General features: G+C 43.8%; 13 protein-coding genes. 12 read left to right on the top strand and 1 reads right to left on the bottom strand.

Annotation, left to right across the window (positions count from 1 at the left end; all coding sequences use genetic code 11):
* The first annotated feature begins 10 nt into the window (after positions 1–10).
* The 9 genes from AUO94_RS07845 to AUO94_RS07805 all read left to right on the top strand — a co-directional run bounded on the left by AUO94_RS07845 (position 11) and on the right by AUO94_RS07805 (position 10,581).
* Entirely contained in the window at positions 11–574 is a 564-nt protein-coding gene (locus tag AUO94_RS07845; RefSeq protein ID WP_058386701.1) for a GNAT family N-acetyltransferase, read from the top strand.
* A 70-nt stretch (positions 575–644) separates the two neighbouring features.
* Complete coding sequence (rocF, locus tag AUO94_RS07840) at positions 645–1,553, top strand: arginase (protein WP_058386700.1); 909 nt, start codon at positions 645–647, stop codon at positions 1,551–1,553.
* A gap of 471 nt (positions 1,554–2,024) precedes the next feature.
* Positions 2,025–2,588, top strand: coding sequence for an RNA polymerase sigma factor SigW (gene sigW / locus AUO94_RS07835; protein ID WP_058386699.1), 564 nt, complete (start codon positions 2,025–2,027; stop codon positions 2,586–2,588).
* Positions 2,589–2,600: 12 nt separating this feature from the next.
* Positions 2,601–3,224 (top strand): zf-HC2 domain-containing protein, encoded by a 624-nt coding sequence (locus AUO94_RS07830; protein ID WP_058386698.1) that lies wholly within the window; start codon positions 2,601–2,603, stop codon positions 3,222–3,224.
* A gap of 102 nt (positions 3,225–3,326) precedes the next feature.
* Complete coding sequence (gene cdaA / locus AUO94_RS07825) at positions 3,327–4,163, top strand: diadenylate cyclase CdaA (RefSeq protein ID WP_058386697.1); 837 nt, start codon at positions 3,327–3,329, stop codon at positions 4,161–4,163.
* Positions 4,156–5,160 carry a CdaR family protein gene (locus AUO94_RS07820; RefSeq protein ID WP_058386696.1) on the top strand — a complete coding sequence of 335 codons (1,005 nt, stop codon included), beginning with the start codon at positions 4,156–4,158 and terminating at the stop codon, positions 5,158–5,160. Before cdaA ends, AUO94_RS07820 begins: the two co-directional genes overlap by 8 nt.
* Before the next feature lie 70 nt (positions 5,161–5,230).
* Positions 5,231–6,580: a phosphoglucosamine mutase gene (glmM, locus tag AUO94_RS07815; protein ID WP_058386695.1), complete on the top strand. Its 1,350-nt coding sequence runs from the start codon at positions 5,231–5,233 to the stop codon at positions 6,578–6,580.
* 1,122 nt (positions 6,581–7,702) lie between these two features.
* Positions 7,703–9,505: a glutamine--fructose-6-phosphate transaminase (isomerizing) gene (gene glmS, locus AUO94_RS07810; protein ID WP_058386694.1), complete on the top strand. Its 1,803-nt coding sequence runs from the start codon at positions 7,703–7,705 to the stop codon at positions 9,503–9,505.
* Positions 9,506–9,762: 257 nt separating this feature from the next.
* On the top strand, positions 9,763–10,581 hold the full coding sequence (locus AUO94_RS07805) for an STAS domain-containing protein (protein WP_058386693.1): 819 nt from the start codon (positions 9,763–9,765) through the stop codon (positions 10,579–10,581).
* An 80-nt stretch (positions 10,582–10,661) separates the two neighbouring features.
* On the opposite strand, the gene AUO94_RS07800 is transcribed toward AUO94_RS07805, so the two are convergent.
* A complete protein-coding gene (locus AUO94_RS07800) occupies positions 10,662–12,428 on the bottom strand; it encodes a putative bifunctional diguanylate cyclase/phosphodiesterase (RefSeq protein ID WP_237150197.1) in 1,767 nt (588 codons plus the stop codon).
* A 467-nt stretch (positions 12,429–12,895) separates the two neighbouring features.
* Between AUO94_RS07800 and AUO94_RS07795 the strand changes: the two genes are divergently transcribed.
* The 3 genes from AUO94_RS07795 (at position 12,896) to AUO94_RS07785 (ending at position 16,285) form a co-directional block, all read left to right on the top strand.
* On the top strand, positions 12,896–14,326 hold the full coding sequence (locus AUO94_RS07795) for a purine-cytosine permease family protein (RefSeq protein ID WP_058386691.1): 1,431 nt from the start codon (positions 12,896–12,898) through the stop codon (positions 14,324–14,326).
* A gap of 466 nt (positions 14,327–14,792) precedes the next feature.
* Positions 14,793–15,944, top strand: coding sequence for a GAF and HD-GYP domain-containing protein (locus tag AUO94_RS07790; RefSeq protein WP_058386690.1), 1,152 nt, complete (start codon positions 14,793–14,795; stop codon positions 15,942–15,944).
* Positions 15,941–16,285 carry a DUF3307 domain-containing protein gene (locus AUO94_RS07785; RefSeq protein WP_058386689.1) on the top strand — a complete coding sequence of 115 codons (345 nt, stop codon included), beginning with the start codon at positions 15,941–15,943 and terminating at the stop codon, positions 16,283–16,285. The genes AUO94_RS07790 and AUO94_RS07785 overlap by 4 nt, the downstream gene beginning before the upstream one ends.

The following is a 16,285-nucleotide window of genomic DNA, read 5'->3' as shown; positions in this document are numbered from 1 at the left end:
GGAGAGGGCAATGATTATTGAGTCAGGTGGCATTCGGTTACGCTTATTGAAAAGAGATGATTTTGAAGCCTTATGGACGCTATACACACCGGAAATTTTCGAACACATGCTCAGCCAAGTAGCGGTTTTTGAAGACTTGGTAGCGTGGCTAGAAGCTGGGCTTAATCAGTCCAATGTCCTTATTTTTGTGGTGGAAAATCCACAAACAGCAGAAATCATCGGCACAACGCGCATATATGCAATTGACGAAGCGAATAAAAGCTGTGAAATCGGTGCGACATTCTATGCGCAATCCGCGCAGCGAACGCATGTCAACACAGCAGTTAAGCTTGCTTTACTTAGTTATTGCTTTGAAGAACGTGGCATGATTCGGGTCCAATTCAAAACAGATGCCGATAATATCCGTTCACAGAAGGCGATTGAACGCATTGGCGCAGTGAAAGAAGGCGTGCTTCGCAATGAACGCATTCGCTCAACCGGCAAGCCGAGAGATGCAGTGGTGTATTCACTAATTGACAAAGACTGGCCAACAATAAAAAAAGAGCTGACGAAAAAAGCGAATAAATATGCGTGATTTTGTCTAGTTGAGCCAAAGAGACCTTAGCGGTTACAATAAGTCTATCTTGCTAAGGGGGTATAGAATAATGAATAAATTAACTATTTCTATTATCGGAGTTCCAATGGACCACGGACAAAATCGTCGCGGTGTCGATATGGGACCAAGCGCGATCCGCTATGCGGGCGTAGTAGACCGCATTGAAGAGTTGGGCCATACGGTTACGGATGAAGGGGACATCCAAATTGGTCAAGCAGACGGAAGCGTCGATACATCCACAAACTTACGTAACTTAAAAGCAATCACAGAAGCGACAGAAACGCTTGGCGATAAAGTATTTGAAGTAGCACAAGCTGGGAACTTCCCGCTCGTATTAGGCGGCGATCACAGTATTGCAATCGGTACACTCGCTGGGATTTCTGAGCGTCATGAAAACTTAGGCGTTATCTGGTACGATGCACACGCTGACATGAACACAAGCGACACGTCACCATCAGGCAATATCCACGGCATGCCACTTGCAGCAAGCTTTGGACACGGCCACGAGAAATTGACGAATATTCGCGGCTATTCACCAAAAGTAAAACCTGAAAACATTGTCATTATCGGGGCTCGTTCAGTTGACCCAGGTGAGCGCGAACTGATCAAAGAACACGGCATCCGCGTTTACAGCATGCACGAAATTGATAAAATGGGCATGCATGCCGTCATCGAAGAGTCGATTCAGTATTTAAAAGAAGAGCGCAAAACAGATGCAGTTCATTTGTCACTCGATCTTGATGGCATCGACCCAATGTACACACCAGGTGTTGGTACTCCAGTTCCAGGCGGCATTAGCTACCGTGAAAGTCATTTAGCAATGGAAATGTTATATGATGCAGACATTATTACTTCTGCAGAATTTGTAGAAGTGAATCCGATTCTTGACGAGAAAAACAAAACAGCGGATGTTGCGGTTGCGTTGATTGGTTCATTATTCGGCGAAAAATTATTATAAGCAAAAACAAGCGAAAGCCTGTTCAGACTGTAGACAAACTCGATTTATTCGAATTGTCTACAGTTTTTTTATTGAATACATCGCTCCGGTCGCTTCATCTTGTGTATACAGGATTCTGCGCTTCATGCGACACTTTCCGCGGATGAAGCTAGTGCACGATACAGGAGCATCTCTTTGCCCTTCGCCGGAACAACGGAAGCTGAAGTTGAGCCCGCAAAAAGCAAAGTGGCTAGACTGATTGGGTTGTGAATCGTTATTTATTTTAATTCGAATTTTTCTGCATTCTGAATAGGCGAAAGCCTGTTTTTTGTTTCATCAGTTAGTAAACTTCCTTAAATGAAAAAACTTGTAAAAAATAGTTGGATTTATTTGGGTACTGTCTGCTACGATAGAATAAGAAAAATAAATGAAACTTTTTCAATCGAGATACGTATACAAAGTACAGCCGCATAGGCGGAGGGAAATGAGATCATGGATGCGTTAGTCAATAAACGAATAGCGAAAGTAATAAAAGGCGATCAGAACGCATTCGCCGAAATCGTGGAGCTTTACCAGCACCAGCTGTATCATATCTGTTACCGCATGCTTGGCAACAAGCAAGAAGCAGAAGATATTGCTCAGGAAGCTTTTATGCGTGCTTATGCAAATATCCGCACGTTTGACCAGAACCGCAAATTTTCCACCTGGTTGTACCGCATCGCTACCAATTTGTGCATCGACCGGATTCGGAAGAAAAAACCGGATTACCACTTAGATGCGGAAGTGCGCGGAGCGGAAGGCTTGAATATGTATTCAAAAATTGCCAATGACGATGAGCTTCCAGAAGAAGAGTTAATGCGGATGGAAGTTCAGGAGCGGGTGCAGTATGAAATTAGTCGCTTGCCAGACAAGTATCGTGCCGCTATTGTATTAAAGTATATTGAAGAATTGCCGCTAGCGGAAATCAGTGAAATTTTAGATTTGCCGTTGGGAACGGTGAAGACGCGTATACACAGAGGCCGAGAAGCTCTTCGCAAGCAATTGAGCAATTTGTAGGAGGCGATCACGATGAATGCGTGTCCGGAAAACATTATCCAATTAATGAACGATCACCTCGACGGCGATACAAGCCCGAGCGAGGAACAACAATTAAAAGAATACTTGGAGAGCTGTGAGGATTGCCGAGAACAATACCAGGCATTAAGTAAAACCGTTGCATTTATCCAAAGTATTTCCCATATACAAGCGCCACCCAATTTTGTCCAAACAACAATGGAGCGCTTGCCGAAAGAAAAGCAGCGGGCTGGGGTTCAGCGTTGGTTAAGAAAACACCCAATGCTCGCAGCAGCGGCTTTGTTTTGCGTATTGATGAGCACAGCGTTGTTTACGAACTTTAACAACGAACAACAATTTTCTTTTACCAATCAACCGAATCTTGTTATAGAAGGACAGACTGTCGTTGTTCCAGAAGGACAAACAGTTGTGGGTGATATGACCATACGTAATGGAGATCTACGTGTAGAAGGCGAACTTGAAGGAAACGTGACCATTGTGAATGGCGAGTACATGGCATCGAGTGGAGTCATTACCGGTGAAATTGAGGAAATCGACCAAGCGTTTGAATGGCTATGGTATACCATTAAAAACGGCTTTAAAGACGCAGCTACTATTTTTGACAAAAATGAAGATTAAACCCTTCCTCTCCTAAAGGATGGGTTTTTTCTATGAAGGCAAGCCCAATTCACTTATGCTATAATAAATGCATATGCAGATGTAGAAAAGCGAGGGTTGCAGATGCCTTTTTTTGAAAATTTAACCGACCAAACATCATTTAGACTTCTAGCAAACATCATCGACATTTTATTGGTGTGGTTTGTTGTTTATAAATTGATCACCGTTATCAAAGGAACAAAAGCGGTTCAATTGTTAAAAGGGATCTTTGTTATTATTATCGCGCGCCTCGTGACACAAGCACTTAACTTGGAAACGTTAGGCTGGATTATGCAACAAGTATTAGAATGGGGCTTTTTAGCCATTATTATCATTTTCCAACCGGAATTGCGTCGCGCACTTGAACAGCTCGGGCGTGGCAAATTGTTCTCTAGCAGTACATTAAACGAAGAGTCCGAACGCAACCGATTGATTGAAGCGATGTCCAAGTCCGTTAGCTATATGGCGAAACGACGCATTGGGGCATTGGTATCGATTGAACGCGAAACAGGATTGAGTGAATACATTGAGACCGGCATTCCAATGAACTCAGATTTAACATCTGAATTAATGATCAATTTATTCATTCCAAACACACCACTGCACGACGGAGCGGTAATTGTTCAAAAAAACCGAATTGCCGCTGCGGCTTGTTATTTGCCGCTGTCTGAAAGTCCGTTCATTTCAAAAGAACTCGGAACGCGTCACCGTGCTGCTCTTGGCATTAGTGAAGTGACGGATGCGATTACCATTGTCGTGTCAGAAGAAACAGGCGCCATCAGCTTAACAGCAAATGGCGATTTGCACCGTAATTTATCACTTGAAGACTTTGAAGTAAAGCTTCGCCGAATCTGGTTTGGCGCAGAACAGCAAGAAGTCACTCTTCCTTGGTGGAAGTGGAGGGGGAAAAAGAATGGATAAGATGATGGACAATCGCTGGTTTTTACGGATTACGGCGCTGTTATTAGCCTTCCTTTTATTTTTCTCGGTACAGGCAGACGATAATTCCGCGGTGACAACAGATACTAGCCGTGTGTCGGAAGTGATTGAAGAAGTAGAGCTTGAGGTCTACCATGACAATAGTTTGATGGTTAGCGGTGTCCCAAAAACCGCTGATTTGCATTTGAGCGGCCCTGTGAGTGTCGTACAAACGGCACGCCAATTAGAAGACTTCACCTTATTCGTGGATTTGCGTAATTTGCCGATGGGCGAGCACCAAGTCCCGATTCAAACTGAAAATCTTTCTGAACAATTAACGGTTCGAGTCGATCCGGCGTTTGTTAATGTCGTCATTGAAGAGCGGGTGTCGCAAGAATTCCGTGTAGATCCAGAAATCAATGAGCGGATGTTAGCGGATGGTTATATTTTGGATAACGTATCAGTCGATCCAGAAACGGTCATTGTAACGGGTCCTAAAAGCATGATAGACGCTATCAGCTTTGTCAAAGCTACGGTTTCTGGTGAGCAAGGCGTCAAGGAATCCTTCAACACCGCCGCCCGCGTTCGGGTGCTGGCAGAAGATTTGACGAAGCTGGAAAGTGCAGAAATCGAACCGGCAGAAGTGGAAGTCGCGGTTGAAGTTGTTGAATACAGCAAAACCGTGCCGGTAAGAATTGAACCGACTGGCAAAGCCGGTACCGGCATTACCATTAAAAATTGGACGACAACGACGGAAGAAATCCAAATTTTCGGCCCCAAAAGTGTCGTAGATGAAATTACCGAATACGTCGTTGAAGCAGACGCTGCACTGGTCACGGCTAAAGATAGTACCTTAGAGGTAGAACTGGACATTCCTGCGGGAGCTTCTGCGGTGTCACCAGGACAAGTAACGGTAGAAGCCGAAACGGTAATTGACGATTCTGCAAAACGACCGACAGATCAAAAAGATTCAGAAGTGGTCGATAATACAGAGTCATAAATGCTTTAGACATGAAAGAAGCATCAAATAAACTAAATTGAAGCAATTGACTGAAGGAGCGAGTATGGTAATGGGAAAATATTTTGGAACAGATGGAGTACGTGGAGTTGCAAACAGTGAGTTAACACCTGAATTGGCGTTTAAATTAGGTCGCATTGGCGGATACATTTTGACAAAAAGTGCGAAAGACAAGCCGAAAGTGCTAATCGGTCGTGATACACGAATTTCAGGCGAAATGCTAGAAGGTGCTTTAGCAGCAGGACTACTTTCTGTAGGTGCAGAAGTGATGCGTCTTGGCGTTATTAGTACACCTGGTGTCTCTTATTTAACACGCGTCATGAGTGCAGAAGCGGGCGTTATGATTTCTGCTTCACACAATCCAGTAGAAGACAACGGCATCAAATTCTTTGGTTCAGACGGTTTTAAACTGTCGGATGCACAAGAAGCGGAAATTGAAGCATTATTGGATAGCGCTGAAGATCTATTGCCACGTCCAACGGGTGGCGATCTTGGTAGCATTACCGATTATTTCGAAGGCGGACAGAAATACCTTCAATACTTAAAACAAACGGTTGATGAAGAATTCGAAGGCATCCTGGTAGCACTTGACTGTGCACACGGTGCCACATCTACACTGGCAACGCATGTCTTTGCTGACTTAGATGCTGACATTACGTCAATGGGTGCGTCACCAAATGGCTTGAACATTAACGCAGGTGTAGGTTCTACACATCCTGAGAAATTAGCAGAACTGGTACTTGCTAAAGGCGCAGACATTGGTTTGGCATTTGACGGAGACGGCGATCGTTTAATCGCAGTCGATGAAAAAGGGCAAATTGTAGATGGCGATCAAATTATGTATATTTGTGCGAAGCACTTGCATTCAGAAGGCCGTTTGAAAAAAGATACGGTCGTATCGACTGTTATGAGCAACATGGGCTTTTACAAAGCATTAGAAAGCCACGGCATGAAGAGCAACAAAACCGCTGTTGGTGACCGTTATGTAGTCGAAGAAATGAAGAAAAATGATTACAACTTGGGCGGCGAACAATCGGGTCATATTATTTTCCTTGATTACAATACGACAGGCGATGGCTTATTAACAGGTCTTCAACTAGTAAATATTATGAAAATTACCGGCAAGAAATTGTCTGAACTGGCGTCTGATATGACGATTTTCCCTCAAAAACTTGTGAATATTCGTGTAACGGATAAACACGCAGTAACAGACAACGCGAAAGTTGCAGACGTCATTTCTGAAGTTGAAAAAGAAATGAATGGCAACGGCCGTGTGCTTGTCCGTCCATCGGGCACAGAGCCACTTGTCCGCATTATGGTAGAAGCCGCTTCATCAGAGGACTGTGAAAGCTACGTAGAACGTATCGCAGAAGTGGTACGTTGCGAAATGGGCTTAAACTAATCAGATCAACTAGTCCTAATCCGTAAGCATCTTGCTTACGGACTTTTGTTTGTTTAGAAAGTTTTGGATAACCGTAATTGGAGAAGCTTTTTTGTCAGATTGGTTCTATGATCGAGTTTTGGGGTAAATGAGTGGAAAGAGAGAAACGAAGAAAGCATAATAGACGGACGCTTTCTTATCTGTGGTCAAGCATTTTTCTGTTTTTCAAAGGAATGAGCATGGGGAATGAGCATAAGGGTGGCTGCTTTCCGTTCCAGTGCTCGCTTTCCGCGGGCACGGCCTCAGCCGCTTCACTCACTGTGTTCGCTCCAGGGTCTTCGCCACGCGCTGGTCCCGCAGGAGTCGAGCACTTGCACTTCAAGCAGTTGCTGAGATTCCCGACAGAAAAAATAGGCGCATCGCAGCCGTTTGTATGTTCGCTTCTAACGGATTTAATCGAGTGTCAGGATCGTTGAACGGTGTGAAGCGAGTCGGTTTCCTGGTTCGGATTCTGAGACCCCCGCGTCCGTACGATCTCAATTCTCTAGCTATGGAGCAAACTAGCGGAGACTCCCGCGGGACAGCGAAATACCGAAATCCACTCGGGCGCATAGCCCGAGTTAGTTCGGTGCAAGCCCGCAGGAAAGCGGAGCTAGTTTGCAGAATAGCTCGTGGCTGGAGAACCATAAGAGTTTTAAAAAGCGATAAACCTACCAACTGTTTGATTTACATCAAAATTGTAAAGTGTTGAAAATGTATTTTTACAGATAAATCAACCAGTATACGGAAAAAAATGATGAAATAGACCTAAATAACTATTTGCTTTAATTGACGGGATTGTGTGGACACTGTATGATAGTAGAGTTGGTTTACGACCGCAGAAAAAGGAGGATCGAAGTAGCTGCGAGGAAAACAATTATAGCGCCTGTACTGAAGAAATGGACGGACAAGTCATCTTCAGTAGACGAGGAGAAGGAGTATCGAGATTTCGGCGGATCCCTTCCGGCCATGAAGCCTGGTCGTTATGTCTATTCTTAAAACAGTCGAGTGATCGATTGGACAACAAGATGGATGGGCTCAAAACAAAGGTGTTTGCGTAAGAGCAAACGCTTATTTGACTTAGACAAATGGAGGAATTACATTATGTGTGGAATAGTAGGATATATTGGTGAGAATGATTCAAAGGAAATTTTGTTGAAAGGCTTAGAGCGTTTAGAATACCGCGGTTATGATTCAGCTGGAATTGCGGTTCGTAACGGCAGTGGCGTCAAAGTGTTTAAAGAAAAAGGACGTATTGCTGATTTACGTGGCGTTGTAGACGAAGAGGTTATGGGTTCTACAGGAATCGGCCATACACGCTGGGCGACACACGGCAAGCCAACACGTGCCAACGCGCACCCGCACCAAAATACATCGGACCGTTTTACACTTGTGCATAACGGTGTGATTGAAAACTATCATCATATTCAGCGCGATTATTTGGCTGGTGTGGAAATGGAGTCGGATACGGATACCGAGATCATTGTTCAATTGATTGGGAAATTCGTTGAAGAAGGCCAGTCTACACAAGATGCTTTCAGTAAAGCACTAACTTTACTGAAAGGTTCGTATGCCATTGCGTTATTAGACGCAGAAGAAGAACAAACAATTTTTGTAGCGAAAAACAAGAGCCCGCTACTTGTCGGTCTGGGTGAAGATTTTAACGTTATCGCATCAGACGCTATGGCGATGCTGCAATTAACAGATCAGTTTGTGGAATTAATGGACAAAGAAATCGTCATCGTTCGTAAGGACAGCGTCGATATTTTAACGTTGGATGGCCAATCGGTAAGCCGTATGCCATTTACTGCTGAAATCGATATGAGCGATATTGAAAAAGGCACATACCCACATTATATGTTGAAAGAAATTGACGAGCAGCCAGCGGTTGTCCGCAAGATCGTTCAAGCATACCAAAACGAACACGATAAATTGACCATCCAACCAGAAATTCTAGAAGCGATGCAAGCAGCTGACCGCATCCACATTATCGCGGCGGGTACGAGCTACCACGCAGGATTGATTGGCAAAGAGTATATTGAAAAATTAGCGGGTATCCCAGTTGAAGTGCATGTTTCAAGCGAATTTGGCTACAATATGCCATTGCTATCGGAAAAACCATTGTTCATCTTTATTTCGCAATCAGGTGAAACAGCGGATAGCCGTCAAGTATTGGTGAAGATCAAAGAAATGGGTCACGCATCGTTAACCATTACAAACGTTGCAGGATCTACGTTGTCACGTGAGTCTGACCATACCTTATTGTTGTTTGCAGGTCCTGAAATTGCGGTTGCGTCAACAAAAGCGTATACAGCACAACTCGCGGTCTTGTCGATTTTAGCTGCTGTAACGGCAGAAGCACGCGGCATTGATATCGGTTTTGATTTGGTTCAAGAGCTAGGAATTGTTGCAAATGCGATTCAAGCACAAGTCGATTCAAAAGAAGAAATGGAACAAATTGCGACGGAATTCTTGTCGACAACTCGCAATTGTTTCTTTATCGGCCGTGTCATGGATTATTTCGTGGGACTTGAAGGTTCATTGAAATTAAAAGAAATTTCGTATATCCAAGCAGAAGGTTTTGCTGGTGGCGAATTGAAGCACGGAACAATTGCCTTGATCGAAGAAGGCACACCGGTTATCGCACTTGCCACGCAAGAAGCGGTGAACTTGAACATCCGTGGAAACGTTAAAGAAGTAGCGGCACGCGGGGCACACACGTGCATCATTTCGATGGAAGGCTTACAAGAAGAAGGTGATAGCCTGGTCTTGCCGAAAGTAAACGAATTGCTGTCACCGCTAGTATCGGTTATCCCAATGCAGCTGATCAGCTATTACGCAGCGCTTCACCGCGACTGTGACGTTGATAAGCCGCGTAACTTGGCGAAGTCGGTAACGGTTGAGTAAAGCGTGTTAAATGCATTAACTGTCGATTGACAGCCTCTAGCAGGTGAGCCTAGCTGTTTGGCTTTCTATTTTCATGAACTACTCAAAAATGCCCCCTTCGGATGGAAATCCGAAGGGGGCATTTTTGAGTTGATGAGCTTAGCTAGATTTTTGAAAAACACTACTTCAAAAATTCTCCACACAGTAGTGGTTAAATTTCTATCCGCTCCCTGCCCAATGGTATAATCAAAGCAATATAAGAAAAAGGTGTGAGATAGATGTCTTCTTTTAAAGAATTTTCCAAATACATAAGTGAAAACGCTGAACTATTGTCAGCAGAAGTAGTCGATTCAGTGATGCAAGAAGCGAGCTTGGATATTCCGGATTGGGAAAGAGAACGAGCAACTGCAATGTACATTGAATTGCTTGGGTTTTTTGGTTACTCTCTTCTTGAAGGTCAACAAGTTGAAGTGCCAGAAGCTTTAATCGAATGGAGCAAAAAAAATGCTGAAATTCAAGTTTCTTCAGGAGGGCAAATTTCAGCAATTGTTATTCGTTATCCGGTAACGCGTGAAGTGTTTTCAGAGATTTTTACACGTCTCAGTTTGCAATTCGACTTGTCTGTTGTCGAGAGCATGAAAGCGATCAAAGCGATCAATGCTATGTTAGATGTTAGTTTAAATGAGACCTTTTATGCATTTGAACGACTTACTGAAAGGCATCAGGCAGAAACGCGCGTTGAGCTAATCAGTTTATCAGCACCGATTGTACCGGTTTTAGAAGACGTCGTCGTGTTGCCGCTAATTGGGGTAATGGATAGTTACCGAATCGCGCATATTATGAACAACGTCATTCCAAGAATTGCAGAAATGGACACCAATCACGTCATTGCAGATTTTTCAGGTGTCTTGACAATCGATGACCACATTGCGCAGTCTCTCCAACAAATTGGAGGAACGCTCCGGTTGATGGGAATTCATGTGATTATTGCGGGATTGCGGCCTGACTTGGTTCAAGCCATCGTCCACAGCGGCATTGATATGCTTGATGCGGAGACCTATGCGACTGTAAAGCAAGCGTTAGAAAGCGTGAAATAACTGAAACAACAATAAAGCCACGTCCCGCAATTTATTGCGGGACGTGGCTTTATTTCATTAACTCGCTCATTAGGTGTGCATCAACTGTGAGAAGACGATTGTGCAGGTCGGTAAAGTCGTTCAATTTCTGTAGGAGGCAGCGGGCGATTAAAGTAGTACCCTTGCGCTTGGTTGCACTGTTTTTGTTTCAAAAATTGAAATTGTTCAGCTGTTTCAACACCTTCAGCAATGACGTTTAACTGAAGGTCATTAGCCATCCGGATGATAGTCGCGACAAGTGCGGCGTCTTTTAGATCGGTAATAATATTCCGAATAAAATATTGATCGATTTTCAGCGTATCAATCGGGAATAGTTTCAAATAACGAAGCGACGAATAACCGGTGCCAAAGTCATCAATCGACAAATAAATGCCCATGGTTTTTAGTTCGTTCATCGTCGCAATAGCTGTAGAAGAGCTTTGAATAATGCTTTCTGTCAGTTCGAGTTCCAAATAACGAGGTTCAAGTCCCGAATCTATTAATGCTGCATGGACCGTTTCCGTCAAATTGGATTGCGAAAACTGGTGAGAAGAAATGTTGACGGCTACACGAAATTTCGGCAATCCTGCTCGTTGCCAAGCTTTGTTTTGTAGACAAGCTTGACGCAAGACGTATTCACCAAGTTGAACGATGCTTCCGGTATCTTCAGCAATCGGAATAAACTCAGCAGGTGAAATTGTGCCCCATTCCGGGTGATTCCAGCGAACTAAAGCTTCCAAGCCAACTAGTCGTTCGGTTTTCAAATCAATTTGTGGCTGGTAATGAATAAAGAATTCCTCATGCTCCAAGCCTTTTCTCAAATCAATGGCCAATTTAGACTTTCTTAAAACCGATTGATTAATGTCTTCTGTGAAAAACTGGAAATTGTTTTTGCCTCGTGCTTTTGCTTGATACAGCGCGATATCTGCATTTTTTACTAAAGTATCCAAATCGGTTCCATCAGCTGGGTACACACTGATGCCGATAGAAGGCGTGACAAATAATTCTTCCGGCTGGAAACGAAAAGGTTTTTTAAAGAGCTCTAAAATCATGCGCGCATGATTTGCCGCTTCGGCCTTATCTGTATTTTGCAATAACATAATGAACTCGTCTCCGCCTAACCGCGAAATGGTGTCATGTTCATGTGCGATGGTGTGAAAACGCGTAGCCACTTCCATTAACAATTGATCTCCTGCAGAATGGCCGTACGTGTCATTCACCATTTTGAAATGGTCCAAATCGATATACAGCAGAGCGAAGTTTTGTTTGTTGTCGACGTTAAGTATCGAAACCAAATGGTCATTAAACAGTCGCCGATTGGGTAAACCGGTTAAGGAATCTTTGTAGACAAGGCTGTGAATTTTTTCTTCCGCATCTCGTCGTTTGGTGATGTCGCGAATGATGCTGCCGAAAAAGACAACTTTATCGGTTTTCCATGTGCTGAGAGACATTTCAATCGGAAATTCACTGCCATCTTTACGCTCACCAATCAATTCAAGTCGCTGACCAATCACGCGCGGAACAGCAGTGTCAATATAGCGTTGTAAGCCTTTTTGGTGTGCTGCTACAAAGGACCCGGGGATAATGATTTCAAGATTAGAACCGAGAGCCTCTTCTTTGCTGTAACCGAAAATGGATTCAGCACCTGAATTCCATTGCAGAATGGTACCTATTTGATCAGCTACAATGATGGCATCTGTCGTCGATTCGAAAATGGATTCAAATTTCTTTTCTGATTCAGCGGAGCTAGCCTTCAGGTTAAAATCCTGACGATTCCGTAAATAGACAAACAGTGAAATCAGCAAAAAAATAAAAACAATTGATAGCATCAGGACTAAAAAATGAGTGGGTAGTGAAAAATTGTCCATGGAGTAAGCAAGGTCTCCTTTATAAAAAATTTAATAAAGCTAGTCAGTGTTAAAGGGATTGTTTACACATCATAGCACAAAAATATACATTAATTGCTAAAAAAATCTTCTTTAACAGTAGTCATAAAACGATTTTTTTCTATGAAGTAGAGCTTTATCCGTTTAGGGGAGCTGAATCGGTCAGATGGGTCGGTTGTAGAAAAACAGAAAGCGTACAACTGTTATGTTACAATAGGAAGGAACGTGATTCTTTCCGCTGCAGCAACACTCTTGAGCGGAGAAAATTCGTTTTTTTGTCTTTTTATGAGTGATGTACAAGCTTCGATGCCCTTCTCCTGTCCCTTTTTCTTTTACAAATGAACGGAAATAGACAAACTACTATCTTTTCCAAAAGACAGTAAAAACTGAATACGAAAGGAATGGATTAAATGAGATCTGAGATTACCGCAGATCAACAATTGATTGGCAAGAAAAAAAGCTATGGAGATGAATCCACAGGCGATTATACGTTTGACCGTGTTCCACGCGAAGAACGTAAAATGGGCTGGTTGAGTATCACCAATATTACGTTCGGCATCGCAACCGCTATTTTTTACTTCCAAATGGGAAGTGTCATGGCTTTGCAATTTGGAGCGGCCAATGCCATCATTTCCGCCATCTACGCGATACTCGTCGCAGGCATCCTCGGAACCATCATCGTTTACCTATCGGCCAAATCCGGCATGAACGTCAATTTACTATCCCGCGGAGGGTTCGGTTACATCGGGGCCTCGTTAACTTCCTTAATCTACGCATCGAACTTTATCATGTATTGTGCGTTTGAAGGCATGATTTTGGTCACTGCTGTCCATGCTTATTTCCTCGCCATCCCCACATGGCTCTTGATCGTTGTATTTGGAACAGTTGTCATTCCGTTAAATTGGTTTGGCATTAAACAATTGGATAAATTGCAAAAATGGTCATTGCCATTGTTTGCGCTATTCTTAATAGTGGCCATCGTCGTTGCGTCCAAGTACACATCTACGTACGATGGCAACTTTTGGACGTATATGCCAGAAGGTGTCCAAATCGGTGGAACGGCCTTGCTGTTATGTATTGGTATGCAACATGGCATTATGGGATTAACGGCGTTGATCGCCTCTGATTACGCGCGTTTCTTAAAGCCAAAAGATTTGAAAATCGGCTCTATTGCTATTGGGTTTATTCCGCAGATTTTCTGTTTCGGGGTTATGGGTGGTCTCGGTATTTGGTTTGGCGTAACACTCGGTGAATCAAATCCTGGCATTTACATTGTTGTCTTACTCGGACTTGGCGGTGTATTGTTTACGATGCTGACGCAAATCCGCATCAACATTACCAATATCTACAGCAGCTCACTATCCCTATCGAGCTTTTTTGAAAATATGTTTGGCTTTACACCCGGGCGACGTTTTTGGGTAGTGGTCTCAGGTGTCGTCGCGATGATGCTCATGCTTGGCGGAATCGTTGACCATTTAGATACGGCAATGACGTTCCAAGGTGTGGCGCTGATGAGCTGGGCTTCGATTTTAGTGACGGACGCATTGGTCGTCAAAAAATGGCTGAACATCGGTCCGGGCTATTACGAATCGAGGCAGAAAAATCTATACAAATGGAATCCAGTCGGCGTCGTGTCATTGCTCGTGCCAACTGCCATCGGAACAATCGCAGCACTCGGCTACATGGGAACTTTCCTGCAAAGCACAGCCGCATTTTTCGCATTGGTTTTAGCCTCGATTTTAACAGTGGTTTTAGCGGTAGCTACAAAAGGCCGTTATTATTTGAAAAAAGAAACAACCGATATTCCGAAAGAAGATTGGATTGCCGAATCAAAAATCTAAAGCTTAGTAGAAGCAATAAGTAAGCGTCTATTTCCACTTAGAAGGAAGTACAAGAGCTCAAGCAAAAAGGCTCGAGCTTAACGTCCGAGAAGGTGCGGCAGTTGGTGGGAAAAAATAGCAAACACGACCGCAACCTCTCAAAATCGGAGAGGTTGCGGTTTTTTTAAGCCGAATTACTAAGAATGTCAAATTGAGTAAAGAAAAATAAAATAATTTGGGTAATATTGCATAATGGCAAATTCCGCGCTATGATCGACAAGAAACAATAAAACGATAGATAGTGAACGAAGGAAACGAACTTTTCATCATCGCCTCGCCGGTGCAAAGAGACGGAGTCCAGTGAAAAACGAAATTTTTCTACTGGTTTCCTAAAAAGGATGCAAATTAGCAGGCGAAACGCATGAATTCAATAGATGCAACCTAAAATAAAATGTTTTTGATTCGGATCAGCTATCGGAGGAAGTTCATGACACAACTAAAAGAGTTAGAATCCCAAGTTCGCGAACTGGTGATGTTACTGGAAGCTTCTAAGCAGCTCAATTCAAACTTGGAAATGGGTGAAGTGCTGGAAAGCATCTTGCTGCAGATGGTACAAGTGGTGGGAGCCGAAGCAGGAACCTTGTGGGTACTGGACGGAGAGCGCCAAACGATCAAAGCGGACGCGGCGTACGGACCTTCTTCAGCGGATATTCTCAACATCGAATTAAAGAGAGATGAAGGCATTGTCGGCAAAGTGATCGAAACAGGCAAAGCCGAGTTGATCGAAAACGTCGCATGGCATCCAAACTGGGCAAATCGTGTAGACGACTCGAGCGGCTTTATCACCAAGTCGATGATCACCGTTCCGTTAGCAGTGAAAGGCAAGGTGCTAGGTGCTTTGCAGTTATTAAACAAAAAAGACATCGCTTTTTTCTCCGAACAAGACATCCGTTTAGCAGTAGCACTTGCCAACCAATCGGCGCTGGCACTCCACAACAGCCAAATGTACGACGAACTGCAGCGCATGTTGCTCAGCATGATACGAACACTGGCGAAAGTACTAGATGCGCGTGACCCATATACAGCGGGTCATTCAGAGCGAGTGGCGAAATATTCGTTGTGGATTGCCGAAAAACTCGGAATGGATGCGCAAAGCTGTGAAGAATTATACAAAGCCGCTCTTTTGCACGACATCGGAAAAATCGGTATACCGGACAACATTTTAAGAAAGTCTGAACGACTAACAACGGATGAATATACCACTATTAAACAACATACGGTGATCGGTGCAGATATCTTGTCCAATATCGAACCAAAAGAAGCCATGGTTCATGCCATTGAAACGGCGTTGTCGCATCACGAGCGACTTGATGGCACCGGCTATCCGCATGGCTTGGCAGGCGAAAACATCCCGTTGTTTGCTAGAATCGTTGGAGTTGCCGATGCATTTGACGCCATGACCACAGCGCGTTCTTATAGCGCAGGTGCTTCTTTCGAGTCGGGAGTGGAAGAGTTGCAGCGCTGTAAAGGGAGCTTGTTCGACAGCCGAGTCGTTGATGCATTTGCAGCGATTTTACAGGGTTGTAATTACCAAATCGAGCAATACGAAGCACAGCAGGAGAGAGGCTACCGACTATGAATCAGTTTGATGTGTTATTGCTTGGTCATTTAATCGGAGACTTTTTACTGCAAACGAGTTGGATGGCCAAATACAAAGCGACCAAGTGGCTGCCGTTATTCACGCATGTGTCGGTTTACACAGCGGTGATTGCCGTCTTTGGCATGTTATCAGGTGGATTGTCTTTGCCCGCACTGGCGATTGTGTTTGTTGGTCATCTTGTATTAGACCGGAAAACCTTCGTCATGTTCTGGGTGGAACGGATCCAAACCGCGAAAGGTCCAGAAAAAGTGTGGTTGTCGATTGTGGCTGATCAAATTTTCCATGTGATTTTACTGGCCATTGCCATTGCGATTTCCTAG

Source organism: Planococcus kocurii (assembly GCF_001465835.2).
GTDB classification, from domain to species: Bacteria; Bacillota; Bacilli; order Bacillales_A; family Planococcaceae; genus Planococcus; species Planococcus kocurii.
The sequence above is the reverse complement of the archived record's forward strand: the minus strand, read 5'-3'. Positions and strand labels throughout refer to the sequence as shown.

What these genes read in the sequence shown, in the direction of transcription:
- AUO94_RS07845 (WP_058386701.1), top strand. Translation starts at nt 11, where the DNA reads ATGATTATTGAGTCAGGTGGCATTCGGTTACGCTTATTGAAAAGAGAT.
- rocF (WP_058386700.1), top strand. Translation starts at nt 645, where the DNA reads ATGAATAAATTAACTATTTCTATTATCGGAGTTCCAATGGACCACGGA.
- sigW (WP_058386699.1), top strand. Translation starts at nt 2,025, where the DNA reads ATGGATGCGTTAGTCAATAAACGAATAGCGAAAGTAATAAAAGGCGAT.
- AUO94_RS07830 (WP_058386698.1), top strand. Translation starts at nt 2,601, where the DNA reads ATGAATGCGTGTCCGGAAAACATTATCCAATTAATGAACGATCACCTC.
- cdaA (WP_058386697.1), top strand. Translation starts at nt 3,327, where the DNA reads ATGCCTTTTTTTGAAAATTTAACCGACCAAACATCATTTAGACTTCTA.
- AUO94_RS07820 (WP_058386696.1), top strand. Translation starts at nt 4,156, where the DNA reads ATGGATAAGATGATGGACAATCGCTGGTTTTTACGGATTACGGCGCTG.
- glmM (WP_058386695.1), top strand. Translation starts at nt 5,231, where the DNA reads ATGGGAAAATATTTTGGAACAGATGGAGTACGTGGAGTTGCAAACAGT.
- glmS (WP_058386694.1), top strand. Translation starts at nt 7,703, where the DNA reads ATGTGTGGAATAGTAGGATATATTGGTGAGAATGATTCAAAGGAAATT.
- AUO94_RS07805 (WP_058386693.1), top strand. Translation starts at nt 9,763, where the DNA reads ATGTCTTCTTTTAAAGAATTTTCCAAATACATAAGTGAAAACGCTGAA.
- AUO94_RS07800 (WP_237150197.1), bottom strand. Translation starts at nt 12,428, where the DNA reads ATGCTATCAATTGTTTTTATTTTTTTGCTGATTTCACTGTTTGTCTAT.
- AUO94_RS07795 (WP_058386691.1), top strand. Translation starts at nt 12,896, where the DNA reads ATGAGATCTGAGATTACCGCAGATCAACAATTGATTGGCAAGAAAAAA.
- AUO94_RS07790 (WP_058386690.1), top strand. Translation starts at nt 14,793, where the DNA reads ATGACACAACTAAAAGAGTTAGAATCCCAAGTTCGCGAACTGGTGATG.
- AUO94_RS07785 (WP_058386689.1), top strand. Translation starts at nt 15,941, where the DNA reads ATGAATCAGTTTGATGTGTTATTGCTTGGTCATTTAATCGGAGACTTT.